Annotated in this window: 24 protein-coding genes and 1 pseudogene; 16 read left to right on the top strand and 9 right to left on the bottom strand. The window is 61.1% G+C overall.

Annotated elements, in window-relative coordinates; translation table 11 throughout:
* Window positions 1–304 precede the first annotated feature (304 nt).
* The 7 genes from ACA058_RS12030 to ACA058_RS12000 all read right to left on the bottom strand — a co-directional run bounded on the left by ACA058_RS12030 (window position 305) and on the right by ACA058_RS12000 (window position 6695).
* A complete protein-coding gene (locus ACA058_RS12030; RefSeq protein ID WP_497639270.1) occupies window positions 305–1315 on the bottom strand; it encodes a YeiH family protein in 1011 nt (336 codons plus the stop codon).
* Window positions 1312–1638 (bottom strand): Rieske (2Fe-2S) protein, encoded by a 327-nt coding sequence (locus ACA058_RS12025; RefSeq protein ID WP_497639269.1) that lies wholly within the window; start codon window positions 1636–1638, stop codon window positions 1312–1314. The genes ACA058_RS12030 and ACA058_RS12025 overlap by 4 nt, the downstream gene beginning before the upstream one ends.
* On the bottom strand, window positions 1635–2297 hold the full coding sequence (locus tag ACA058_RS12020) for a DsbA family oxidoreductase (RefSeq protein ID WP_497639268.1): 663 nt from the start codon (window positions 2295–2297) through the stop codon (window positions 1635–1637). Before ACA058_RS12020 ends, ACA058_RS12025 begins: the two co-directional genes overlap by 4 nt.
* Window positions 2294–3610, bottom strand: a complete 1317-nt coding sequence (locus ACA058_RS12015) for an MFS transporter (protein ID WP_497639267.1) — start codon at window positions 3608–3610, stop codon at window positions 2294–2296. Before ACA058_RS12015 ends, ACA058_RS12020 begins: the two co-directional genes overlap by 4 nt.
* Before the next feature lie 91 nt (window positions 3611–3701).
* A complete protein-coding gene (locus ACA058_RS12010; protein WP_497639266.1) occupies window positions 3702–4754 on the bottom strand; it encodes a beta-keto acid cleavage family enzyme in 1053 nt (350 codons plus the stop codon).
* A gap of 98 nt (window positions 4755–4852) precedes the next feature.
* A complete protein-coding gene (locus ACA058_RS12005) occupies window positions 4853–5701 on the bottom strand; it encodes a TauD/TfdA dioxygenase family protein (RefSeq protein WP_497639265.1) in 849 nt (282 codons plus the stop codon).
* Window positions 5702–5714: 13 nt separating this feature from the next.
* Window positions 5715–6695, bottom strand: a complete 981-nt coding sequence (locus ACA058_RS12000) for a quinone oxidoreductase family protein (RefSeq protein WP_497639264.1) — start codon at window positions 6693–6695, stop codon at window positions 5715–5717.
* Window positions 6696–6998: 303 nt separating this feature from the next.
* Between ACA058_RS12000 and ACA058_RS11995 the strand changes: the two genes are divergently transcribed.
* The 10 genes and pseudogenes from ACA058_RS11995 to ACA058_RS11950 all read left to right on the top strand — a co-directional run bounded on the left by ACA058_RS11995 (window position 6999) and on the right by ACA058_RS11950 (window position 15506).
* The gene (locus ACA058_RS11995; protein WP_497639263.1) at window positions 6999–8066 is read left to right on the top strand and encodes an alpha/beta fold hydrolase; all 1068 of its coding nucleotides are present in this window, start codon (window positions 6999–7001) and stop codon (window positions 8064–8066) included.
* Window positions 8067–8158: 92 nt separating this feature from the next.
* Window positions 8159–8311 (top strand): annotated as a pseudogene (locus ACA058_RS11990) (IS110 family transposase); the annotation flags it as partial.
* A gap of 325 nt (window positions 8312–8636) precedes the next feature.
* Entirely contained in the window at window positions 8637–9227 is a 591-nt protein-coding gene (locus tag ACA058_RS11985) for an amino acid synthesis family protein (protein ID WP_497639262.1), read from the top strand.
* 42 nt (window positions 9228–9269) lie between these two features.
* Complete coding sequence (locus tag ACA058_RS11980; protein WP_497639261.1) at window positions 9270–10103, top strand: alpha/beta fold hydrolase; 834 nt, start codon at window positions 9270–9272, stop codon at window positions 10101–10103.
* Window positions 10100–11581: an aldehyde dehydrogenase gene (locus tag ACA058_RS11975; protein WP_497639260.1), complete on the top strand. Its 1482-nt coding sequence runs from the start codon at window positions 10100–10102 to the stop codon at window positions 11579–11581. Before ACA058_RS11980 ends, ACA058_RS11975 begins: the two co-directional genes overlap by 4 nt.
* Before the next feature lie 12 nt (window positions 11582–11593).
* Window positions 11594–12079 (top strand): flavin reductase family protein, encoded by a 486-nt coding sequence (locus ACA058_RS11970; RefSeq protein ID WP_020800933.1) that lies wholly within the window; start codon window positions 11594–11596, stop codon window positions 12077–12079.
* A gap of 148 nt (window positions 12080–12227) precedes the next feature.
* Window positions 12228–13679 (top strand): NAD-dependent succinate-semialdehyde dehydrogenase, encoded by a 1452-nt coding sequence (locus tag ACA058_RS11965; protein WP_497639259.1) that lies wholly within the window; start codon window positions 12228–12230, stop codon window positions 13677–13679.
* A 31-nt stretch (window positions 13680–13710) separates the two neighbouring features.
* Window positions 13711–14100 carry a carboxymuconolactone decarboxylase family protein gene (locus ACA058_RS11960; RefSeq protein WP_008059553.1) on the top strand — a complete coding sequence of 130 codons (390 nt, stop codon included), beginning with the start codon at window positions 13711–13713 and terminating at the stop codon, window positions 14098–14100.
* Window positions 14101–14187: 87 nt separating this feature from the next.
* Window positions 14188–14940: a GntR family transcriptional regulator gene (locus tag ACA058_RS11955; RefSeq protein WP_497639258.1), complete on the top strand. Its 753-nt coding sequence runs from the start codon at window positions 14188–14190 to the stop codon at window positions 14938–14940.
* Window positions 14941–14942: 2 nt separating this feature from the next.
* Window positions 14943–15506 (top strand): NUDIX domain-containing protein, encoded by a 564-nt coding sequence (locus ACA058_RS11950; protein WP_492641138.1) that lies wholly within the window; start codon window positions 14943–14945, stop codon window positions 15504–15506.
* Window positions 15507–15654: 148 nt separating this feature from the next.
* Here ACA058_RS11950 and ACA058_RS11945 read toward each other — a convergent pair whose 3' ends face one another.
* Window positions 15655–15951, bottom strand: a complete 297-nt coding sequence (locus ACA058_RS11945) for a DUF1330 domain-containing protein (protein ID WP_497639257.1) — start codon at window positions 15949–15951, stop codon at window positions 15655–15657.
* 71 nt (window positions 15952–16022) lie between these two features.
* On the opposite strand from ACA058_RS11945, the gene ribBA reads away from it, so the two are divergent.
* From ribBA to ACA058_RS11915, 6 genes are all read left to right on the top strand, one after another.
* Complete coding sequence (gene ribBA, locus ACA058_RS11940; protein ID WP_497639256.1) at window positions 16023–17132, top strand: bifunctional 3,4-dihydroxy-2-butanone-4-phosphate synthase/GTP cyclohydrolase II; 1110 nt, start codon at window positions 16023–16025, stop codon at window positions 17130–17132.
* 358 nt (window positions 17133–17490) lie between these two features.
* On the top strand, window positions 17491–18516 hold the full coding sequence (locus tag ACA058_RS11935; RefSeq protein ID WP_497639255.1) for an ABC transporter substrate-binding protein: 1026 nt from the start codon (window positions 17491–17493) through the stop codon (window positions 18514–18516).
* Window positions 18513–19445, top strand: a complete 933-nt coding sequence (locus ACA058_RS11930; protein WP_497639254.1) for an ABC transporter permease — start codon at window positions 18513–18515, stop codon at window positions 19443–19445. The genes ACA058_RS11935 and ACA058_RS11930 overlap by 4 nt, the downstream gene beginning before the upstream one ends.
* A 6-nt stretch (window positions 19446–19451) precedes the next feature.
* Entirely contained in the window at window positions 19452–20261 is an 810-nt protein-coding gene (locus ACA058_RS11925) for an ABC transporter permease (RefSeq protein ID WP_497639253.1), read from the top strand.
* 15 nt (window positions 20262–20276) lie between these two features.
* Window positions 20277–21431, top strand: a complete 1155-nt coding sequence (locus ACA058_RS11920; protein ID WP_497639252.1) for an ABC transporter ATP-binding protein — start codon at window positions 20277–20279, stop codon at window positions 21429–21431.
* A gap of 1011 nt (window positions 21432–22442) precedes the next feature.
* Window positions 22443–23468, top strand: a complete 1026-nt coding sequence (locus ACA058_RS11915; protein ID WP_497634895.1) for an IS110 family RNA-guided transposase — start codon at window positions 22443–22445, stop codon at window positions 23466–23468.
* Window positions 23469–23839: 371 nt separating this feature from the next.
* On the opposite strand, the gene ACA058_RS11910 is transcribed toward ACA058_RS11915, so the two are convergent.
* Entirely contained in the window at window positions 23840–25246 is a 1407-nt protein-coding gene (locus ACA058_RS11910; protein WP_497639251.1) for a purine-cytosine permease family protein, read from the bottom strand.
* Window positions 25247–25303 lie beyond the last annotated feature (57 nt).

Here is a 25303-nt window from a genome sequence, read left to right as displayed (position 1 = left end):
CTGACGCCCCGCGGCGCCCTCTGGTTCTTCGCGAGCAGGCTCGCTCCCACAATTTGATCTTCACCGCACGCAAAACCTGCAGTCACCATAGATCGTCTGTAGGAGCAAGCTTGCTCGCGATGGAGGTCAACGATGACGCGGGAAGCCTGACGCCCCGCGGCGCCCTCAGGTTTTTCGCGAGCGAGCTCGCTCCTACAGTACAGTCGCCTTGAAAAACCGGTGTTGTCGACACCGGTCGAGAACACCACCGCAGCTAGGAGCCAACCGCGGTGCAGCCCTGCCAGAAAGCGTTTTGCGTCGGGTGTCAAAGGCCCCAGTGCAGCAACAACAACACCAGCACGACGAGGAACACCGTCTCCCCCACCATCAGCAGGATGGGCTTGATGCCCACCGCCGCCAGCTCCTTGAGCTGGGTCTTCATACCCAGGGCACTGATGGACACCACCAGGCACCAGCGCGACAGTTCATTGACTGAACCCTGCACCACCGGGGCTATCCACCCGGTGCTGTTGATGCACGCCAGAATCAGAAAACCGACGGCGAACCACGGCAGCAACGGTGGTCGTTTGCCGGTGGGATCGGCGCCCTGCATACGCGTGATCATCGCGGCGGTGACGATCACCGGCAGCAGCATGGCGACCCGCATCAACTTGACCACAGTAGCCGTGTCACCGGTCTCGGTGGACATGCTGTAGCCGGCACCGACCACCTGGGCCACGTCGTGGATGGTCGCCCCGAGAAACACCCCGGCCACCTGCGGCGACAATTGCAGCCAGTTGGCGATCATCGGGTAGACAATCATCGCCATCGTCGACAGCGCCGAGACCCCGATCACCGTGAACAAGGTCGCGCGTTCTTTCTGCGGGTGGTTAGGCAGCGCAGCCGCCAACGCCAACGCGGCCGATGCACCACAGATCGCCGTGGCCCCACCGGTGAGCATGCCGAACAACCGTTGAAAGCCCAGCGCCTTGGCCGCGATCACCGACACACCGATGGTCACCACCACCAGGATCACCACCAGGGCCACCGGCTTCCAGCCCAGCGCCGCCATCTGTTCGAGGGTGATGCGCATGCCCAGCAGCGCCACGCCGATTCGCAACACGGTGCGCGCAGTGAACTCGATGCCGGCCTTGCAGACGCCGTCACCGGCGAGGAAATTCAGGGCCATGCCCAGCAGCAGGGCAAACAGCATGACCGGGGCACCGTAGTGCTCGGACAAAAACGACGCGGCGGCCGCGACGATCAGACTGACGATAAACCCCGGGGCCAATTCGCGCGTGCGACTATGGATGCGGGTAAGAGCGATGGCGCTCATGGCGAGGACTCCTCGGGAACAATGACGATGAACGCCTGGCCGTCGATGATCTCGACCGGGTAGTTGTTGACTTTGACCAGCCTGGAATTGAGCAGGTAGCCGCTGTGCAAATCGAAGCGCAAACCATGGGCGCAACATTGAATCACCCGCCCATCAAGACGCCCGCCACACAGCGAGGCGCCCTGGTGCGGGCAACTGTCGTCGATGGCGAACAGCTGCCCGTCGACGTTGAACAACGCCAGGCTTTTGTCTTCGAACTCGAACAGCGCCCGGCCGCCGGCCTGCGGGTGTTTGCCGGCAGGTACGGGAATGCGTCGGGTCATGCCGGATGCCGCTCGCGCTCACGTTCCTTGAGTGCTTCGTGCATGGCCCCGAGCAGCGCCTGGGCAGGTTGTGCACCGATCACCGTCATGCGGCGATCGAACTGGAAACTCGGCACGCCACTGGTCGCACCGGGGGATCCTGCAAATGGCGTGGCGTCACCCTTCAGGCAATCGAGCACTGCGTCGGTATCGACTCCGCAGGCGCGAGCAATGTCGAGCAAGGTCTCGCGGCACCCGAGGTTTTCGCGTTTGCGGAAATAAGCGGCGAACAGCCGTTCGAGCAACATTTCACGCTGGGCAGCATTGCCCAGTGCGCTGACCCGCTCAAACAGACGATGGGCGTCTGCGGTGTTGGGCATCGTCTCGATCTGGCTGAGGTCGATGTTCAGTCCAACCGCCGCGGCAGCCTGCTGAACCTGGGCCTGGCGCATGGTCATGGCGTCGGCATTGCCCAGGCGCTTGCGGTAGAAATCGGCGAAGGGCTCACCTTCTACCGGCAACTGAGGCAGCAACTGCACGCCATGCCACAGCGTGCTGATCTGCACATCCGGATGGCGGTTGCGAAACTGTACCTGCGCATGCTCCAGTTGGCGTTTGCCGATCAGGCACCAGGGGCAGATAAAATCGAAAAACACATCAATCTGTAAACGACGACTCACAACTTCACCTCTAACCCGGCTTGACTGACGGGGTCAGGCACGCGCTGACCCTGAAGGCGGGCAATATCTTTGTGGTAATGACACTTGGCGTAAAAGAACACGGCCGCTGCCGCGAGGCTGACCAGTGGCACCAGTTGGAAAGCGGCATGCAGGCCGATCAGGTCCGACACCCTTCCTGTGATGAACGGCCCCGGCGCCAGTCCCAGCATGTTGTTGGCCAATGTCAGCGTGGCGAAGGCCGTGCCGTGGACCGAGTAATGGGTCAGGTTGGCAACCATCGCGCCAGCGGGGCCGGTGGTGCCGGTGGCAATCAGCATGCCCAGGCAGATCAGTGCCAGTTGCAAAGGCCCTGCCGTTAGCGCGAACGCCGCCGACAGCAGCAAGCAACTGCCCAGGCAAAAAGCGATGGCCAGGCTGACCTTGCGCTCCGGCGAGTTGCGACACAGCCGATCGCTGAGCATGCCGCACACAATCATCCCCGCACCGCTGCACAGCACGATGATCGCGGCCATGCCGCCGGCCTTGTCCGTGGGCATGTCGTAGTAGCGATTGAGGTAGCTGGGAATCCACACCATCACCGTGCCACCGACGAACAGCTGCAAGCCGCTGGCAACGTAAGTCGCCACCACCGAACGGCTGGACCACAGCGTACGCAGCGGACGCTTGGCCCCCGCGACAGCCTTCGCGACCCGTTGCGGAGCGATGCGCGCTTCCTTGACGATGATCGGGTAAAGGATTGCCAGCAGCAGGCCAAACAGCGCCATGCCGGCGAACGACCAGCGCCAGCCGAGCTTGGCGGCGATGGCACCGCCCAACGCCATGCCCAACACCGAGCCGAACATCCCGCCCGCCATGAAGGCGCTGGCCAGGGTAGCCCGCATGTGTTTCGGAAACACCGAAATCACCACCGCGATGCCGACGCTGCCATAGGCCGCTTCGCCGACGCCGACCATGAATCGCGCGATGAACATTTGCTGGTAATCCTGCGCCAACGCGCAACCCAGCGTGGCCACGCTCCACAGCATCGCCATCAGCGCCAGGCTCTTGACCCGGCCGAAGCGGTCGGCCATCAGCGACAGCGGAAATGTCAGCAGGCCGACCATCAGAGCGACAATGCCACTGAGCAGGCCAAGCTGGCCGTCGCTCAGGGCCCATTCGCTCTTGAGCAGCGGGAACACCGCGTTCAGCACCTGGCGTGACATGTAATCGGAAATCAACAGGCCGAACGTCAGTGCGAAGACAATCCAGGCATATTTACGCGCAACGTTGACGCAACCTGCGTCGTCATCGTCGGCGATTGTGTGAAAGGCCATGCAGCCTCCTCAAAGCTTTTATTTATTGTTGTTATCAAGCGTGTTGCAGTGCAGCGGACGAGAGGTCACGGCCCCTCGTCCGGAGCGCCGGTCAGCCGCGTTGCGGCACACCTTTCTGCCCAGCCTTGCGGTTGGGGGCCATACCGTTGGCCAGCAGGGTTTGCTCGATGCTGTCGTACTTCACACCGATGCGATAAATCTCACGGGCTTCTTTGCCGGTGGCGATTTCGCGACCCAGTTCGTGGGCAATGCGTACGGTTTGCTTGATCTGTGCCACCGAGCCGAAACGCTCGCCCTTGTGATCAATGATAGTGTCTTCATTGCCCACGCGCGGGTGCATGCCCATGGCCATCGCCATGGTGTTGAACGGCATGACGTTCTTGAGCAGCGACTCGGAGGTCACGGTGCAGCCGTCCGGCGCGCGATGGATGAAGTTGAAGAAGTTGAACGGATTCGGGCCGTCGAAACCGCCGCCGATGCCGATCCAGGTCAGGTTCAACGGGCCCTTGTAGATGCCCCTGCGAACCAGACGCTCGAGGGTCTCCATCGCGTGCATGCCGGTCAGCTGGAAGTGCGGCTGGATGTCGTTGTCCATCAGGCGCTTGAGGTGCTCGGCGACCCAGGCTGGACCTGCCGGTACGGTCATTTCGCTATAGGCAGCCTGGACCATGGGATTGGCCAGGGAAGTGCCTTCCAGGTACTCCGGATACAGCAGCTCCATGATGTTCATCTGGGTGGTGTTGATGGCCACCGTGACCTGATCCGGTTTTGGCGTCAGCTCGGCCAGCATGTGACGGGTATCGTCGGATAGCCACTTGGCGGCTTCACCATCGCTTTCCGGGGCGAAGGAAATCGAGCCACCGACCTGGATGATCATGTCCGGCACGGCTTCGCGCACACCGGCGATCAGCTCGTTGAACTTCGACAGGCGCTTGGAGCCCTTGCCGTCCAGTTCACGCACATGCAGGTGCAGGACCGTGGCGCCGGCTTCATAGCAATCGACCGCTTTCTGGACTTGCTCATCCATGGTCAAAGGGATGTCTTCAGGGAAGTCTTCCGGCATCCATTCCGGGCCGTACGGGGCCACGGTGATGACCACTTTTTCCATGTTTTCGGGATGTAGGGAATCGTCGAAGAATTGCATGGTTGCTCCAGTTCTTATGCCAGTTCTTATGATTGTCCCGCCCACCCGGGCTGGTGCCGGGCAGACGTGTTTACGAGTGCGTATGCAGAAAGGGTCGATCAGTAGGTCTTGTCGCCGATGATCCCGGCGCGCTCCATCTTGCGATGGCACGGCGGGTAGTCCATGACGGCGTAATGCTGGGTACTGCGGTTGTCCCAGATGGCGATGCTGTTGGGCTTCCAGCGCCAGCGCACCTGATATTCAGGGATGTACGCCTGGCTGATCAGGTAGCGCAGCAACTCGCCAGCGCCAGGGTTGGCGTCCTGGCCGAAGCGCACCCGCTCAGGGGTGTGGTAGTTGCTCAAGTGGGTGGTGAAGGCATTGACGAACAACACTTTCTCACCGGTTTCCGGGTGGGTGCGCACCACCGGGTGCTCGGCGTCCGGGTACATGGCCTTGAGGCCCAGGCGCTTCTCGATCGGCATGGCCGCGCCGAAGCTCGCTTCGATGCTGTGACGGGCGCGCAGGTCGGCAATCTTCAGCTTCACGTCGTCCGGCAGACGCGCATAGGCCTCGACCATGTTGGCCCACATGGTGTCGCCGCCCACCGGGGGACATTCCACGCAGCGCAGCACGCAACCCATCGGCGGTGCCTCGCGCCAGGTCGCATCGGTGTGCCAGGCGTTTTCGTAGCGGTCCATCGGCTGGTCCGGGTTCTTGTAGATGCGCACCAGCCCCGGATGCTCCGGATCGCTGCCGGCCACCGGATGGTCCTCCAGCTCGCCGAAGCGCCGGGCGAAGGCCACGTGCTCGGCGCGAGTGATGTCCTGGTCGCGCAGGAACACCACCCGATGCTTGAGCAACTGGGCACGAATCTCGGCAAACAGACCGTCGTCATGCACCGCGTCGGCGAGGTTCACGCCGATCAGTTCGGCGCCGATGCTGCAGGTCAATTGTTCGACTTTCATGGATGGCCGCTCCTTAAACGACGAAAATCGACGAACCGGTAGTCTTGCGCGACTCAAGGTCGCGATGAGCCTGCACCGCATCCTGCAACGCGTAGTGCTGGTTGATCTCGATCTTGATCCGGCCGCTGCCGACGTGGTCGAACAACTCACCGGCCAGGGCGGCTTTTTCCGCAGGGTCGCTGATGTAGTTGGCCAGGGCCGGACGGGTCAGGTACAGCGAACCTTTCATCGCCAGCATCACCGGGTCGAACGCCGGGATCGGCCCGGATGCGGTACCCACGCAGACCATCAGGCCACGGGGTTTCAACGAATCCAGCGAACCCATGAAAGTGTTCTTGCCGACGCTGTCGAACACCACGTTGACGCCGACGCCGTCGGTCAATTCGCGAACCCGTGCGGCGACGTCTTCATGGCTGTAATTGATAGTATGGTCGCAACCGTGAGCCCGGGCGATTTCAGCCTTTTGCTCGGTCGAAACCGTGCCGATCACGTTCAGGCCGAGCAATTTGGCCCACTGCGAGACGATCAGGCCGACACCACCGGCGGCGGCGTGCAACAGGATGCTGTCGCCTTCCTTGAAGTCGTAGATGCGACGCATCAGGTACGACGACGTCAGACCGCGCATGGTCATTGCCGCCGCGGTTTCGAAGCTGATGGTTTCCGGCAGCTTGATCAGCGGCGCGGCCGCGATCAGCCGTTCGGTGCTGTAGGCGCCAAGGGTGTTGAGGAAACCGGTATAGGTGACGCGGTCCCCCACCTGGACGTTGGTCACGCCTTCGCCGATGGCCTGGACCACACCGGACGCCTCGACCCCCATGCCGTTGGGCATCGGGATCGGGTAGGTGCCGTTGCGAAAGTAGGTGTCGGCATAGTTCAGGCCGACCGCCACATGACGCAGGCGAACCTGGCCCGGACCTGGATCGCCGACTTCGACATCCTCATAGCGAAGGACTTCGGGACCACCGGTTTCGTAGAAGCGTACGGCCTTGGCCATTTTTCTTATTCTCCAGTCTGCAATATTGGCTGTTGCGTCGATTTGCGCTGATTGGACTGTAGGATGCTGCCTGTCGAGCCGCTTCTCATCAGACGACAATGGCTTTTCATTTCATGACAGTGCTCGTCGCGGCGTTCACGGTGCCGTGTATCACTGTGTATCTGAACAACCGCTCGATACAGGGGCTTGCACCGGCCCGGCGCTTCGACACAGGCCAGATACGTCACCGCGTTCAAATGCCAGCCAGGTTTGAAGGGGATCGGCCGGATCCCCTGGCCAGCGGCTCGCAAAGGAGACATCACCATGAAGATGGCACAGCAGAACGACAGAACCGGTAAACCCCGCCGCGGTCTGGTCGGCTCTTCGATCCTCGCGCTGAGTCTGCTTGGCGTTCTGGGTGCAGCTCACGGGCAGACGTCCGCTACTGCGCAGCCTGCCGCGACCCCGGCTGGCGTCACGCAAGCGGCAACTTCGGCGTTCGGTCCGCTCAAGCATGTCAACGCCGGCCTGCTGAACGTGGCGTACGCCGAAATGGGCCCGGCCGAGGGTCCGGTGGTGATTCTGCTGCACGGTTGGCCGTACGACATCCACAGCTATGACGAGGTCGCGCCCTTGTTGGCGGCCAAGGGTTATCGCGTGTTGATGCCCTATGCGCGAGGCTACGGCGACACGCATTTCCTCTCCGAGAAAACCCTGCGCAACGGCCAACCGGCCGCGCTGGCCAGCGACGTCATCGATTTCATGGACGCCCTGAACATCAAGCAAGCCGTGCTCGGTGGCTATGATTGGGGCGCGCGTTCCGCCGGCATCGTGTCGGCGCTGTGGCCAGAACGGGTCAAGGCACTGGTCTCGGTCAGTGGCTACCTGATCGGCAACCAGGCCGCCGGCAAGAACCCGCTGCCGCCCAAGGCTGAGTTGCAGTGGTGGTATCAGTTCTACTTCGCCACCGACCGAGGTCGCGCCGGGTATGAGAAAAACACCCATGACTTCGCCAAGCTGATTTGGCAATTGGCCTCGCCAAAATGGGCCTTCGATGACGCCACCTTCGACCGCAGCGCCAAGGCGCTGGACAACCCCGACCATGTCGACATCACTGTGTTCAACTACCGCTGGCGCCTGGGCCTGGTGCAGGGCGAGAGCCGATACGAAGCGCTGGAGCAGAAACTGGCCACCGCGCCGTCCATCAGCGTGCCGACCATCACCCTGGAGGGCGATGCCAACGGCGCGCCGCACCCGGCCCCCGAGGATTACGCCAAGCGCTTTACCGGCAAATACGAATTCCGCCTGATCAGCGGCGGCATCGGCCACAATTTGCCACAGGAAGATCCGCAGGCGTTCGCCAAGGCCGTGATCGATGCGGATCATCTTTGAACCCCAGCGATAGGGGGCTGTGACCCATTTCTCGCAGCTGTACTCGATCTACTGTAGGAGCTGACTTGTCGGGTCGCCGCATAGCAGCGATGGCGGCCCTGAGAGCACTCGCTTTCAAGTGGATCAGAATCGTCTATCGGTGCTGGAAAAACGGCACTGTCTATGACGAAATGGCTTACTTGCAGGCTTTAACGCGGCGCGGATCAACGTTGGTAGAGGCGCCGCTGGAGGTAGTCACAGGTTGACGGACAGGCTCAGGGCGTGAGGTGGCAAGAAAATCAAAAGCCAAAGCAACAGCAAAAGCGAGGCGGCCTGACAGCCGACCTGATTTCAAGTGAACACCTTTCCCTGTAGGAGCGAGCCGGCTCCGGGCGTCGTTCCGACGAAAAATGTCCAGTCAACACGTTCATCCAGATAGGGCGCGTTATCGTTGACGTCCATCGCGAGCAGGCTCGCTCCCACAGTTTTCATCGCCTTCCGACCAGAAACTCCTCTCAGGCTATTGCGCATCAGGTATTATGGTATACCATCATACGCACAGACACCTTTCACCCTGATACGGAGCAGCTCATGAGTTTCGAAATCCGCAAGATCGTCAGCTATATCGAAGAAACCTTCATTGAAGGCGGCAAGGCCACCGACAAGCCCGTGACCATGGTCGGGCTGGCCGTGGTGATGAAGAACCCTTGGCTGGGCAATGGCTTCGTTGAAGACCTCAAGCCGCAAATCCGCGCCAACTGCTCCGACCTCGGCGCACTGATGGTCGAGCGCCTGGTGGGCATCATCGGCGGTGCCGAGAAGATCGAAGCGTACGGCAAGGCCGCAGTAGTCGGCGCCGACGGTGAAATCGAACACGCGTCCGCGGTGATCCACACCCTGCGCTTCGGCAACCACTACCGCGAAGCGGTGAAAGCCAAGAGCTACCTGAGCTTCACCAACAAGCGCGGCGGCCCGGGCACTTCGATCCAGATCCCGATGATGCACAAGGACGATGAAGGCCTGCGTTCGCATTACATCACCCTGGAAATGCAGATCGAAGACGCGCCGCGTGCCGACGAAATAGTCGTGGTCCTGGGTTGCGCCGATGGCGGCCGCCTGCACCCACGCATCGGCAATCGCTACATCGACCTGGAAGAACTGGCAGCCGAAAAAGCCCAGTAAACCGGTCGGTTACTACAACAAAAAGGTATGCAGGAGCGCTCCATGATTCGGCTCACCGCTGAACGCACCCCGGCTGGCACCAGTTACCTGGCGACCGGCCAAGGCCAGCCCGTGGTCTTGATCCACGGGGTGGGCCTGAACAAAGAAATGTGGGGCGGCCAGATCGTTGGCCTGGCCACGAAATACCGCGTCATTGCCTACGACATGCTCGGTCATGGCGCCAGCCCGCGCCCGGAAAGCGGCACTCCCTTGCTCGGCTATGCCGATCAACTGCTGGAGCTGCTCGATCATCTGCAATTGCCCAAGGCCGCAGTGATCGGTTTTTCCATGGGTGGGCTGGTGGCGCGGGCTTTTGCCCTGCATTACCCGCAGCGCCTGCAGAGCCTTGTGGTGCTCAACAGTGTGTTCAATCGCACCGCCGAGCAACGCGCCGGTGTCATCGCCCGCACAGCCCAGGCAGCCGAACACGGGCCAGACGCCAACGCCGAAGCCGCACTGTCGCGCTGGTTCAGCCGCGAGTACCAGGCGGCCAATCCGGCGCAGATCGCCGCTTTGCGCCAGACGCTCGCGCAGAATGATCCGCAGGGTTACCTGACCACTTATGAACTGTTCGCCACCCAGGACATGTACCGCGCCGAGGATCTGGCCAGCATCCAGGTGCCGACGCTGGTCGCTACCGGCGAACTCGACCCGGGGTCGACCCCGGAAATGGCCGAGCAACTGGCCCAGCGCATTCCCGGCGCAACCGTTGCCGTACTCGCCGAGCAGCGGCATATGATGCCCGTAGAATCGCCGCGCCTGGTCAACCAGCTGTTGCTGGAGTTTCTCGACACTGCGCACTCCCGACAAAATCAGATTAAGGGGATCGTTGCATGACTCTCGCACGCTTCCAGATGTGCATCGGCGGTGAATGGGTCGATGCCCTGTCCGGCAAGACTTTTGAAAGCCTCAATCCGGCCCTGGCCGAACCTTGGGCCGAACTGCCCGATGCCGACGAAGCCGACGTCGAGCGCGCCGTACAGGCTGCGCAGAGCGCCTTCGACAGCCCGGCCTGGCGCGGCCTGACCGCCACTGCTCGCGGCAAACTGCTGCGGCGCCTGGGCGACCTGATCGCCGAAAACAAGGAACAACTGGCGCAGCTGGAAAGCCGCGACAACGGCAAGCTGATCCGCGAGACCCGCGGCCAGGTCGGCTATCTGCCGGAGTTCTTCCATTACACCGCAGGCCTGGCGGACAAGCTCGAAGGCGGTACCCTGCCCCTCGACAAACCGGATCTGTTTGCCTACACCGTGCACGAAGCCATGGGTGTGGTCGCCGCGATCATTCCGTGGAACAGTCCGCTGTACCTGACCGCGATAAAACTGGCGCCGGCCCTGGCGGCAGGCAATACCATCGTGATCAAGCCGTCCGAACACGCCTCGGCGACCATTCTCGAGCTGGCGCGCCTGGCGTTGGAAGCCGGGATTCCTCCGGGGGTGGTCAACGTCGTCACCGGTTACGGCCCGAGCACCGGCGCCGCCCTGACCCGCCATCCGCTGGTGCGCAAGATCGCCTTCACCGGCGGCGCGGCCACGGCGCGGCATGTGGTGCGCAGCAGTGCCGAAAACTTCGCCAAGCTGTCGCTGGAACTGGGCGGCAAATCGCCGAACATCATTTTTGCCGACGCCGACCTCGACAGCGCGATCAACGGTGCCATCGCCGGGATCTATGCGGCGTCCGGGCAAAGCTGCGTGTCGGGTTCGCGCCTGCTGGTGCAGGACGAAATCTACGACGAATTCGTCGCTCGTCTGGTGGAACGCGCCCAGCGCATCCGCATCGGCAACCCACAGGAAGACAGCAGCGAAATGGGCCCGATGGCCACCGCGCAGCAGCTGGCGGTGGTTGAAGGTCTGGTCGCCGACGCAATCGCCGAAGGTGCGCGTTTGCGCCTGGGTGGCAAGCGTCCAGAGAATCTGGGCGAAGGCTGGTTCTACGAACCGACCCTGTTCGAATGCGACCGCAACTCGATGAAGATCATGCAAGAAGAAGTGTTCGGTCCGGTGGCCTCGGTCATCCGTTTCAAGGACGAAGCCGAAGCCCTGGCGATCGCCAACGACTCGCAGTTTGGCCTCGCCGCCGGGATCTGGACCCGCGACCTGGGCCGCGCCCATCGCCTGGCCCGGGACGTGCGTTCGGGGATCATCTGGGTCAACACCTACCGTGCCGTGTCGGCCATGGCGCCGATCGGCGGCTTCAAGAACAGTGGCTATGGACGCGAAAGCGGCATCGATTCCGTGCTGGCCTACACCGAGCTGAAAACGGTGTGGATCAATCTTTCCCAGGCACCGATGCCTGATCCGTTCGTGATGCGCTAGGAGTCCTGAGAAATGATCGAACCCGGCATTTACAAAGACGTCATGAGCTCGTTTCCTTCCGGGGTCACGGTGGTCACCACCCTGGACCCGGATGGCGGCATCGTCGGCATCACCGCCAGCGCCTTCAGTGCGCTGTCGATTGATCCGGCACTGGTGCTGTTCTGCCCCAACTACGCCTCTGACACTTACCCGATCCTGCGCGACAGCAAGCAGTTCGCGATTCACCTGCTGTCCGCCGACCAGACCGCCGAAGCCTATGCGTTTGCCGGCAAAGGCAAGGACAAGGCCAACGGCATCGAGTGGCACTTGAGCGAACTGGGCAACCCGTTGCTGCGAAAAGCCACGGCGATCATCGAGTGCGAACTGTGGCGTGAATACGATGGCGGCGACCACGCCATCATCGTTGGCGCGGTGAAGAACCTGATTCTGCCCGAGCAACCGGTGACGCCGATGATCTACCACAAAGGCAAGCTGGGCCCCCTGCCCGCCCTGGCCTGATGGCTCTACACAAACTCCTGTAGGAGCGAGCATGCTCGCGATGGTGGTCAACGATTACGCGGGTTGTCTGAATGCCCGCGTTATCGTTAACGTCCATCGCGAGCATGCTCGCTCCTACAGGTAATCACCTTTTTCTCCAGGAGCCGGCATGAGCCCATCAGCCTCGAAACTGTTCCGCCAGCAGGCCTACATCAACGGCCAATGGCTGGATGCGCCCAACGGTGCGCAACAGGACATCTTCAACCCGGCCACCGGCGAACTGATCGGCCAGGTGCCGAACCTGGGTGCCGTCGAAGCCAGGCAAGTCATCGAAGCCGCCAACAACGCCTGGCCGGCCTGGCGTGCCCTGACCGCCAAGGAACGCAGCAACACACTCAAGCGCTGGCACGCGCTGATGCTGGAAAACGCCGATGCCCTCGCCGAAATCCTGACCCTCGAACAAGGCAAACCGTTGGCCGAAGCCAAGGGCGAAATCCTCTACGCCGCCAGCTTCATCGAGTGGTTCGCGGAAGAAGCCAAACGCATCTACGGCGACACCATTCCCAGCCACAAGGGCGATGCGCGCATTGTCGTCAGCAAAGAGCCGATCGGTGTCGTCGCGGCGATCACACCCTGGAACTTCCCGGCGGCGATGATCACCCGCAAGGCCGGCCCGGCACTGGCCGCCGGGTGCCCGTGCATCGTCAAGCCGGCACCGGAGACGCCATTCTCGGCATTGGCCATGGCTGCGCTGGCCGAACAGGCTGGCATTCCTGCCGGTATTTTCAACGTGATCACCGGCGATGCCATCGCCATTGGCGCCGAACTGACGGCAAGCCCATGGGTGCGCAAACTGTCGTTCACCGGCTCCACGGCCATTGGCAAGTTGCTGATGGCGCAGTGCGCGCCGACGCTGAAGAAAGTTTCGCTGGAACTGGGCGGCAACGCGCCGTTCATTGTCTTCGACGATGCCGACCTTGAGCGTGCGGTGGAAGGCGCGCTGATTGCCAAGTTTCGCAATGCCGGGCAGACCTGTGTCTGCGTCAATCGCTTCCTGGTGCAGGACGGCATTCACGACGCCTTTGTCGCGCGCCTGGCCGAACGGGTGTCGCAACTCAAGGTCGGCAGCGGTTTTACTGACGGCGTCACCCAGGGTCCGCTGATCAACGAGCGCGCTGTGGCCAAGGTTGAAGACCATGTGCAGGACGCACTGGCGCAAGGTGCCCAGTTGCTTTGTGGCGGTGAACGTCACGCGCTGGGTCACGGTTTCTTCCAGCCAACCGTATTGGCCGGCATCACCACGCAAATGAAAGTCGCCCAGGAAGAAACCTTCGGCCCTCTCGCTGCTGTGTTTCGTTTCGACAGTGAAGCCGAGGCCGTGCAGATGGCCAACGACACCGAATTCGGCCTGGCTGCCTACTGCTACACCCGCGACCTGGGCCGCGCCTGGCGCATGAGCGAGGCGCTGGAATACGGCATGGTCGGGATCAACGAAGGGTTGATTTCCACCGAAGTCGCACCTTTTGGCGGGATCAAATCCTCAGGCCTGGGCCGTGAAGGCTCCAAGTACGGCATCGAGGACTACCTCGAACTTAAATATACGCTGATGGGCGGGCTCTGAATCAATACCTGCATCCCGGGAGACAATCGAAATGAGCAACGAGAAGTACGAAAAAGGCTTGAAGATCCGCACCCAGGTGCTGGGCGAAGCCTATGTGAACCGCTCCATCGAGAACGCCGACGACTTCACCCGCCCCCTGCAGGAGATGGTCACCGAGTACTGCTGGGGCCACGTCTGGGGCCGTGAGGGTTTGTCGCTTAAAGAGCGCAGCATGATAAACTTGGCGATGATTTCGGCCCTCAATCGGCCTCACGAACTCAAGCTGCACGTGCGTGGTGCCTTGCGTAACGGGCTGAGTCGTGAACAAATACGCGAAATTCTGCTTCAGGTCGGTATTTATTGCGGTGTCCCCGCGGCCGTAGACAGCTTCCGGCTCGCCCGTGAAGCGTTCGCCGAAGCCGATGCCGAGGCCTCCAGTTAACCCTTGGCTGTCTGATTGAATGAGCACTAAGATTATTGCGATCGAAGTGCTCTTTTTGCATGGACAGCCACATTCAGAGCGGACCCCATGAAACGCCTGCCACTCGACGACAGCTTCAAGGTCAATCGCAACCCCGTTACCCTGCGCGAAATCGTGCTGGATAAACTGCGAAGCGCCATCATGAACTTCCAGCTTCTGCCGGGAGATCGACTGGTCGAACGCGATCTGTGCGATCGCCTGGGCGTGAGCCGCACCTCGGTGCGCGAAGCCTTGCGTCACCTGGAGTCCGAAGGCCTGGTGGAATTCGCCGACGCCAAGGGCCCCCGGGTAGCGATCATTACGCTGGCCGATGCCGTCGATATCTATGAGCTGCGTTGCGTGCTTGAGGGCTTGATCGTTCAACTGTTCACCCTGCGTGCCAAGGCCAAGGACATCAAGGCCCTGGAAAAGGCCCTGGAAGAAAACCGTCAGGCGCTCAAGGAAGGTGAACTGCAACAGGTCATCGACTCCGTGCAGGGTTTCTACGACGTACTGCTCGAAGGCTCCGGCAATCACGTCGCCGCTACCCAGTTGCGTCAGTTGCAGGCGCGCATCAGCTACCTGCGCGCGACGTCGGTGTCCCAGGAAAACCGTCGTGGCGCAAGCAACCAGGAAATGGAACGCATGGTCGAAGCGATCAAGAGCGGTGATCCCCTGGCCGCTCACCAGGCTTGCGTCGACCACGTCCGCGCCGCCGCCACCGTCGCCCTCGATTATCTCAAGCGCAAGCAGGAAGAGACCGGGGCGATCCCCGCGATCACTCAGCCCATCGCGCTCAAAGAACCCCGCATAGGTCGTTGATCATGTTCAGCCCGAGCTATTGTCCAAAGTGCGGCAGCAATGACCTCAAGTCACAGCTGCCACCGGGCGATACGCACGAGCGCCTGATGTGCCGCGGCTGCGGCTACATCCACTACGTCAATCCGAAAATCATCGCCGGCTGCATCATCGAGCAGGACGGCAAGTACCTGCTGTGCCAACGCGCCATCCCGCCGCGCCCCGGCACCTGGACCTTGCCGGCAGGCTTCATGGAAGGTGGCGAAACCACCGAGCAGGCGGCGTTGCGCGAAGTCTGGGAAGAGAGCGGCGTGCGCGCGGAAATCCTCTCGCCCTACTCGATCTTCAGCGTGCCGAAGATCAGCGAGGTGTACATCATCTTCCGCGCCATCGCCCTGGAGATCACCGGGCAGTACGGGCCGGAAACCCTCGACTACAAATTCTTCGCGCCTGAGGACATTCCCTGGGACAGCATCTACTACCCGGCGATCCGGCAGATTCTCGAACGCTACATCGAGGAACGGCAGGCCGGGGTCTACGGTATTTATATCGGCAACGACGACAGCGGCAAGATTCACTTCATCCGCTAAATAATTTCCGGGTTGCAGCACTGCCCCCCCCTGTGGGAGCGAGCCTGCTCGCGATGGACGTCAACGATGACGCGGGCTGTCTGAATGCCCGTGTTGTCTGGGCGTTTTTCGCGAGCAGGCTCGCTCCCACATGGTCAAGTGGTGTTTTTTAGAGTGGCGCCACGCCCTCGACAATGATCACCTCGGCCTTCGCCACACCCTCGCGGTACCCTTTCGCCTCCTGATACAGATCTGATCGATAGCAGGCCAACGCCTGTTCGTAAGAGTCGAACTCGATCACCACGCTGCGTTGCGGCGTCGGCCGACCTTCCATCGCTTCGCTGCGCCCACCACGAGCCAATATCCGACCACCATATTCGGCAAACGCCTTCGGTGCCCGTTGGGTGTATTGGCTGTATTGATCGGGGTCGGTGATATCCACGTGAGCAATCCAGTACGCCTTCATAGTGACCTCTCTGCCTGTTTTGTATTATGGTATACCACAGCATATATCCATCAAACACCGAGAACCCCTACATGGCCTTCAATAGCATCGAAGAAATCATCGAAGACTACCGCCAAGGCAAGATGGTGCTCCTGGTTGACGACGAGGACCGGGAAAACGAAGGCGACCTGTTGTTGGCCGCCGACCGCTGCAGCGCCGAGGCCATCAGCTTCATGGCCCGGGAAGCGCGCGGCCTGATCTGCCTGACCTTGACCGACGAGCATTGCCAGCGCCTCGGCCTGGAGCAAATGGTGCCGAGCAATGGCAGCGTGTTCAGCACCGCGTTTACGGTGTCGATCGAAGCGGCTGTTGGCGTGACCACCGGCATCTCCGCCGCCGACCGCTCGCGCACCGTGGCCGCCGCCGTCGCCCACGGCGCGAGTGCCGCCGATATCGTGCAGCCCGGTCACATCTTCCCGTTGCGCGCCCGCGAGGGCGGCGTATTGACCCGCGCCGGTCACACCGAAGCCGGCTGCGACCTGGCTCGCCTGGCCGGCTTCACCCCCGCCTCGGTGATCGTCGAAGTGATGAACGATGACGGCACCATGGCTCGCCGCCCGGATCTGGAAGTGTTCGCGCGCAAACACGGGATCAAGATCGGCACCATCGCCGACCTGATCCACTATCGTTTGAGTACCGAGCACACGGTGGTGCGCATCGGCGAGCGCGAGCTGCCGACGGTGCATGGCACCTTTCGTCTGATCACCTTTGAGGATCGCATCGAAGGCGGTGTCCACATGGCAATGGTCATGGGTGATCTGCGCCGCGATGAAGCGACGCTGGTGCGCGTGCATGTCATCGACCCGTTGCGTGATCTGGTCGGTGCCGAGTACAGCGGCCCTTCCAACTGGACGTTATGGGCTGCGTTGCAGCGAGTGGCTGAAGAAGGTCGCGGCGTGGTGGTGGTGCTGGCCAATCACGAATCGTCGCAAGCGTTGCTGGAGCGGGTGCCGCAATTGACCCAGGCGCCGCGGCAATTCAGCCGTTCGCAGTCACGGATCTATTCGGAAGTCGGCACCGGTGCGCAGATCCTGCAAAACCTTGGCGTCGGCAAGCTGCGGCATCTTGGACCGCCGTTGAAATACGCAGGTTTGACCGGGTATGACCTGGAAGTGGTGGAGAGCATTCCGTTCACCCAGTGATCCGAGGGTTTGAAGGCACCTCCGATCCGTAGGAGCAAGGCTTGCCCGCGATGGCGATCCCGAGGTCGCTATCGCGGGCAAGCCTTGCTCCTACAAAAAGCGGTTCGCGGGTATGCGCCCGGTTTCTTAAAAATCTCGATTTTGGCTGATAGCCGGTAAGGCAAAGTGCTTGCACAAAGTTTGGAATACCATAATATGATATTCCATAGACCGAACGATTTGGCCAAGCGCACCCGACAGGGAAAGCATCCACAACAGCCCTTGGCACGGTCGCCTTTCAAGGCCAGATGGACCTACTGCTCCCGATAGGCGGGCATTACCAAGCCCGCTCAAAAACACAACAAATGAGGGCGTGAAAATGGTGTTGAACAAACGTGCATCCGCAGTACTGTTCGCCGGCTTGTTGGCCACGGTCAGTCATGTGGCTCTGGCGGCTGAAAGCGTCAACTTCGTCAGCTGGGGCGGTAGCACCCAGGATGCACAGAAGCAGGCCTGGGCCGATCCGTTCAGCAAGGCCAGCGGCATCACCGTGGTCCAGGATGGCCCCACCGACTACGGCAAACTCAAGGCCATGGTCGAAAGCGGCAACGTGCAGTGGGACGTGGTCGACGTCGAAGCCGACTTTGCCTTGCGCGCCGCCGCCGAAGGCCTGCTCGAACCCCTCGATTTCAAAGTCATCGATCGCGACAAGATCGACCCGCGGTTCGTCTCCGATCACGGCGTCGGCTCGTTCTTCTTCTCCTTCGTCCTCGGCTACAACGAAAGCAAGCTGGGTGCCAACAAACCCCAGGACTGGTCCGCGCTGTTCGACACCAAGACCTACCCCGGCAAACGCGCCCTGTATAAATGGCCAAGTCCTGGCGTGCTGGAACTGGCGCTGCTGGCCGATGGCGTCGCCGCCGACAAGCTCTACCCGCTGGATCTGGACCGCGCCTTCAAGAAACTCGACACCATCAAGAAAGACATCGTCTGGTGGGGCGGCGGCGCTCAGTCGCAACAGCTGCTGGCCTCCGGTGAAGCGAGCATGGGCCAGTTCTGGAACGGCCGGATCCATGCCCTGCAAGAAGACGGTGCTCCGGTTGGTGTGAGCTGGAAACAGAACCTGGTCATGGCCGACATCCTGGTCATTCCAAAGGGTTCGAAGAACAAGGACGCGGCGATGAAGTTCCTGGCCAATGCCAGCAGTGCCAAAGGCCAGGCCGACTTCTCCAACCTGACCGCCTACGCCCCGGTCAACGTCGACAGCGTGGCGCGCCTGGATTCGGCGCTGGCGCCTAACCTGCCGACTGCCTACGCCAAGGATCAAATCACTCTTGATTTCGCGTACTGGGCCAAGAACGGTCCTGCTATCGCGACACGGTGGAACGAATGGCTGGTCAAATGAAAATGACGGCAACCGCGTCCCGTCCATCCACGCCCGTCGGGAGCGCCTCCGGCGCTGCCGGCAAGGCGGCTGCGATGACGCAAACCCCTACCTTGGCGCAACGCTGGCGCGGATCGAGCAACCTGATCCCCGCCCTGCTGTTCCTCGGCCTGTTCTTCCTGGCGCCATTGATCGGCCTGCTGCTGCGCGGTGTGCTGGAGCCGACTCCGGGGCTGGGCAACTACGAGCAGCTGTTCGCCAACTCGGCGTATGCCCGGGTCTTGCTCAACACCTTCTCGGTGGCCGGCCTGGTGACGCTGTTCAGCCTGCTGCTGGGTTTCCCGCTGGCCTGGGCGATCACTCTGGTGCCGCGTGGTTGGGGTCGCTGGATTCTCAACATCGTACTGTTGTCGATGTGGACCAGCCTGCTCGCTCGCACCTACTCCTGGCTGGTGCTGCTGCAAGCCTCCGGGGTGATCAACAAGGCGCTGATGGCGATGGGCATCATCGATCAGCCGCTGGAGATGGTGCATAACCTCACCGGCGTGGTGATCGGCATGAGCTACATCATGATCCCGTTCATCGTGCTGCCGCTGCAGGCGACCATGCAGGCCATCGACCCGATGATCCTGCAGGCCGGTTCGATCTGCGGGGCCACTCCGTGGACCAACTTCTTCCGGGTGTTCCTGCCGCTGTGCCGGCCGGGGCTGTTCTCCGGAGGACTGATGGTGTTCGTGATGTCCCTCGGTTACTACGTCACCCCGGCGCTGTTGGGCGGTGCGCAGAACATGATGCTGCCCGAGTTCATCATTCAGCAGGTGCAGTCGTTCCTCAACTGGGGCCTGGCAAGCGCCGGTGCCGCGTTGCTGATCGTCATCACGCTGGTGCTGTTCTACTTCTACCTGAAGCTTCAGCCGGAATCCCCGGTTGGCGCCAGCAACGCGAGGTAAGCCGTCATGCTCCTGACCCCCAATGCCATGAGCCGCCGGATGCGCTTCGGCCTGTATGCCACCACCGGCCTGATCGGTTTGTTCCTGTTGTTGCCGATCGTGTTCATCGTCTTGCTGTCGTTCGGCTCGTCCCAGTGGCTGGTGTTCCCGCCACCGGGCTGGACGCTGAAATGGTACGGCCAGTTCTTCTCCAATGCCGACTGGATGAACGCGGCCATGGCCAGCCTCAAGGTTGCGGTACTGACCACGTTCTTTGCCGTGGCCCTGGGCCTGCCGACGGCGTTCGCCCTGGTGCGAGGGCGTTTCCCTGGCCGGGAAATGCTCTACGGTCTGTTCACCCTGCCGATGATCGTGCCGTTGGTGATCATCGCCGTGGCGGTGTACGCGCTGTTCCTGAAACTGGGCTACACCGGGACCATGTTCGCGTTCGTGGTCAGCCACGTCATCGTTGCCTTGCCGTTCACCATCATCTCGATCATCAACTCGCTGAAACTGTTCGACCAGTCGATCGAAGATGCCGCGGTAATCTGCGGCGCCTCGCGTCTGCAAGCGGTGTTCAAGGTGACCTTCCCTGCGATCCGTCCGGGCATGGTGGCCGGCGCCCTCTTCGCCTTCCTTGTGTCGTGGGATGAAGTGGTGCTGAGCGTGATGATGGCCAGCCCGACCCTGCAAACCCTTCCCGTGAAAATGTGGACCACCCTGCGCCAAGACCTGACGCCCGTGATCGCCGTCGCTTCGACGCTGCTGATCGGCCTCTCGGTATTGGTCATGGTGATCGCCGCCGCACTGCGCCGGCGCAATGAAGTCAGCGCCTAAGCGCAGGAGTACGACATGAGTGCAGTGATCAAAGATTCCGCGCAGCAAAATGACAAGCCCCTGGTGAGCCTGCGCAACCTGAACAAATACTACGGCGACTTTGCCGCCGTGGACGACATCTCGCTGGACATCAAGGACGGTGAATTCCTGACCTTCCTCGGCTCCAGCGGCTCGGGCAAAAGCACCACGCTGTCGATGCTCGCCGGTTTCGAAACACCCAGCAGCGGCGAAATCCTGGTCAACGGCCAGTCGCTGGTGAACGTGCCGCCGCACAAACGCGACATCGGCATGGTGTTCCAGCGCTACTCGCTGTTCCCGCACCTGTCAGTGCGCGATAACATCGCCTTCCCGCTGGCGATCCGCAAACTGGCCACGGCCGAGCGTGAACGCCGGGTCGATGCGATGCTCAAGCTGGTGCAGCTTGAACAATTCGCCCATCGCCGCCCTTCGCAACTCTCCGGCGGCCAGCAGCAACGTGTCGCCATCGCCCGGGCGCTGGTCTACGAGCCACGCATCCTGTTGATGGATGAACCGCTGGGCGCACTGGATAAAAAACTGCGTGAAGATCTGCAGGACGAACTGCGCCAACTGCATCGGCGCCTGGGCATCACCATCGTCTACGTGACCCACGACCAGGAAGAAGCCATGCGCCTGTCCCAGCGCATTGCGATCTTCAGCCACGGCAAGATCGTCGGCCTGGGCAGCGGCTATGACCTGTACCAGAATCCGCCGAATGCCTTCGTCGCCTCGTTCCTCGGCAACTCGAACTTCCTCAAACTCAAGGCCCAGGGCAACGCGGTGGCTTTGTTTGAAGGGCAGTCGCTGTCGATCCGCCTGACGGCCGGCCTGCAAACCAATCAGGATGTACTGTTGATGGTGCGTCCGGAAAAGGCGTTGTCCTTGAGTATCGAGCAAGCTGCTCAGGAACCGTTGGCCGCGGGCTGGAATGAAGTGACGGCCAAGGTTGTGGAAGTGTTGTTCCTGGGTGAAAGCCAGACTTGCAGCGTGGTGACTTCGGGCGGGACATCAATGACCGTCAAGGCGCTTTCTGCGGCTGGCATGCCTATGAAGGCGGGGGATCCGGTGCGGGTGCGCTGGGCTACGGCGGATGCCTGCGTTTATACCGAATGGGCTGAGAGCGATTTGAACAAGGCTGCTGGGGCGCATTGATTTTTTGAGATCCGTGCCAGTGGACCGCTAGTTTTGTATCACCCTCGGGTCGCCGCAACGTCGGGTTGCGGGGGCCTTTTTTTTGCTTTTTGATTGGGGGCATATCCGTTTCTTCGGTAACGGCCACCCATGACGGCGTGTGAAATCCCGTAGGAGCCAGCGGTGCGGCGATCCGACTTGCCGGCGAAGGCGTCCTGACAGCCGATTCTTTTTTCGGCGTACATATCCATTCCTGCGGTAACGGCCACTTATGGTTTCGCTTTTACAGCGAGTCACTTGGAAGAGCCTGTAGGAGCGAGCATGCTCGCGATGGAGGTCAACGATGACGCGGGGAGCCTGACACCCCGCGGTGCTCTCAGGTTTTTCGCGAGCATGCTCGCTCCTACAGAGTCCGCCGCGATGGGCCATCCTTGGCCCAGCGCGGCTAAACCGGCATCCATGGCGGTTTACCCACTGCGCAGAACCGGAACGAAGCCTCTCGATATGGCAAGAAAATCAAAAGCCAAAGCAAGGCGAGGCGGCCTGACAGCCGACCTGATTACTGGCCGATCCGCGATCCTATTGTGGGAGCGAGCCTGCTCGCGAAAAACGCCCAGACAACGCGATCATCCAGACAGGGCGCGTTATCGTTGACGTCCATCGCGAGCAGGCTCGCTCCCACAGGGGATCACGGGAATCTACAAAAGTCAGGTCGGCTGTCAGGCCGCCTTGCTTTGCTTTTGATCGAGGCGCCCCGTTAAACCACGATGGCCGAACGCAGGCATTGCGCAGTGGGTAAACCGGCAGGACGCCGGTTTAGCCGCGCTGGGCCAGGGATGGCCCATCGCGGCGACCCACGGAGCAATGCCTTCGTTACGGCATGCCGAGCCACAGCGAGGCACCGAGTGGTGGGGCAAGAGCGTTTGGTTACTTTGCGCTTTTCAAAGTGACCCGCTAATGAAATGGCTACCCCCGCCGCCCCCTGCGATCGCCCACTAAGCTTTCGCAGGGGGCTCACCGGAGACTGTTGCCATGAACGAAATATCTATCGCCGCCATCGATTTGGGAAAACACACTTTTCACCTGCATGCGCAGGATGATCGTGGTCATGAAGTTTGCCGCAAAAAATTCACCCGGTCGGCACTCATGCAGTACCTGATGAATCTCCAACCCTGCACCGTCGTGATGGAAGCCTGTGGTGGCGCCCATTTCATGGCACAGGAGGTGGCCAAGCTTGGGCATATACCCAAGCTCATTGCCCCTCATCTCGTGCGCCCTTACGTGAAAAGCAACAAAAACGACTTCGCTGATGCCGAAGCGATTTGCGAGGCCGCTACTCGCCCAACGATGCGCTTTGTGCCGGTCAAAAACCAAGCCCAGCAAGCGCTGGCCATGCTCAACTCGACACGTGATGCGTTCATCAAGGACCGCACTGCGGCCGTCAATCGTATTCACGCCGCTCTTCTGGAGGTCGGCGTCAGCCTGGCCCCGAGCCTCAAATCGATTCGATCTCTTTCGGCGCTGCTTGAAGCGAGCTCAATGGCTCAGCCCTTCAAAAACACTCTGACGAGGCTGTATCAACACTTCAAGCATTTGGACGAGGAGATCAAATCGCTGGACAAGGATGTGGAGTGCCAGGCCGCTGAAGATGATCTGGCGACTCGTTTGATGACCATGCCGTGTGTCGGTCCGATCACCTCCACCGTCCTGGCTGCCGAATTGGGCGATGGCAAACAGTTCAAATGCGGCCGAGACTATTCAGCCTCGATCGGGCTGGTGCCCAAGCAGCATTCCACGGGCGGCAAAACCGTACTGCTGGGCATCAGCAAGCGCGGCGATCGCAACCAGCGACGCCTGCTTGTCCAGTGTGCCCGCGTTTACGTGAGGTATCTGGACCGCCAGAAAGGCTGGCTGGCGGACTGGGTCCGGCAGCTATTGGCCCACCATCACTCCAACCATGTGGTTTGCGCGCTGGCCAACAAGCTGGCGAGGATCGCCTGGGCGATTGCGGCACACCACACTGAATTCGATGCAGGGCCAAGCGCGATGAACGCCTGACCCTGCTGTCACCCGAGCATCACCCACCTGGTTTTGCGATGCTGGATAACTGATGACGTGAACGGCCAACCGGCCTGACGACAACCCTGGGCTTTTACACGGCTGAAAGGCCGTCTCGCTAATAAGGATCGTCGGGCATCGATTCTCATCGAGGCGCGGGGCTACACCCCCACTCAGACGCCGGATAGATGAAAGCAAGCCAACCACTCATCAAAAACAGTATTGCAGAAAAGGGGGTAACCATAGATGTAAAAGCGGAACCATAAGTGGCCGTTACCGCAGGAATGGATATGTACACTTGAAAGACAATAACCAGAACAAAAATGCCCGGCAAAAGCCGGGCATTCCAGACAAACACCAGCGATCAAAAGTCAGTCGGTATAACTCAACCCCGCAGCCCTGCTCTGCTGACTCCGTCCACGCGTAGCCAGGCAATAGTAAAGCGGACAAGTCACCACCAACCCCACCAACCACGACAAATCCGCACCCTCGACCAGATTGGCATAAGGCCCCACATACAACGACGTATTGGCAAACGGCAGCTGCACGATGATCCCGATGAAATACGCCACGATCGCATGCAAATTGAAGCGCCCATAAATCCCGCCATCCGCACGGAAGATCGAGGCAATGTCATAACACCCACGCTTGATCACATAGAAGTCGATCAGGTTGATCGAGGCCCATGGCACCAGCACCAACAGCAATGCCAGGATCAGCCCGATGAACTGCGAGATGAAGTCCGCCGAAGCGCCCAGCGCCACCACACAGCAGCCCGCCAGCACTAAACTCGACAGCACCACGCGCACCTTGATGCTCGGCGTCCATTGACTGGCGAAGGTCTGGATCGAGGTGATGATCGACAGCACCGCGCCATACAGATTCAAGGCGTTGTGGCTGATGATGTTGAGCAGGAACAGCACCATCAGGATCGGCCCCAGCCATCCGGTGGATTGCTTCACCGCGGACATCGCTTCAGTGCCTTCCGGGGTCGCCAGTACAGCCACCGCGCCGAAGGTGAAGGACAAAATTGTGCCCAGGGTTGCCCCCAGGTAGGTGGCCCAGAACGGTTTGGCAATACCGATTTCGGCCGGCAGGTAGCGCGAATAGTCCGACACGTAAGGCGAAAAGCTTATCTGCCAGATGATCCCCAGGGACACGGTGGCCAACCAGCCGGACAGGTTGAAACCACCGCGGGTGAAAAAGTCCGCCGGCAGGTCATGGGCGAAGATGTAGAGGAACCCGGCGAGCAAGGCGCTGCCCATGACCCAGGTGCCGATGCGGTTGAGGGAATGAATGAAGCGGTAACCGATGACGCCAATCGCCGTGGCGCTCAGGGCACCGATCAGGATGCTCGCCGGCACCGGCACCGAGGGTGCGATTCCGACAATCGACTTGCCCGCCAGCACGATGTTGGAGATGAAGAAGCCGACGTAGATCAGTGCGGCAAAGAACACGATCAGCAACGCGCCATAGCGGCCGAACTGGCCGCGGCTCTGGACCATTTGTGGAATGCCCATGCGGGGTCCCTGGGCCGACGCCAGGGCAATCACCAGCCCGCCGACCATGTGCCCGAGGGCAATTGCCAGCAGCCCCCAGAACAGGTCGAGATGGAACACCTGGACCACCATGGCACCGGTCACGATGGGCAGCGGCGCAATGTTGGTACTGAACCATAGGGTGAAAAGATCGCGGGCCTTCCCGTGGCGCTCTGCGAGTGGAACGTAATCGACCGTGTGATTCTCGATCAACGGGTCTTGCCGGGACGTCTGGGACATATGCATGAACTCGAGTTTGTCTGTTCTTATCATTGTATGAAGCCAAACCGGGGGGAC

The sequence above is a fragment of the Pseudomonas sp. LBUM1649 genome (assembly GCF_059716155.1).
This window is presented reverse-complemented; position numbering and strand designations above follow the sequence as displayed.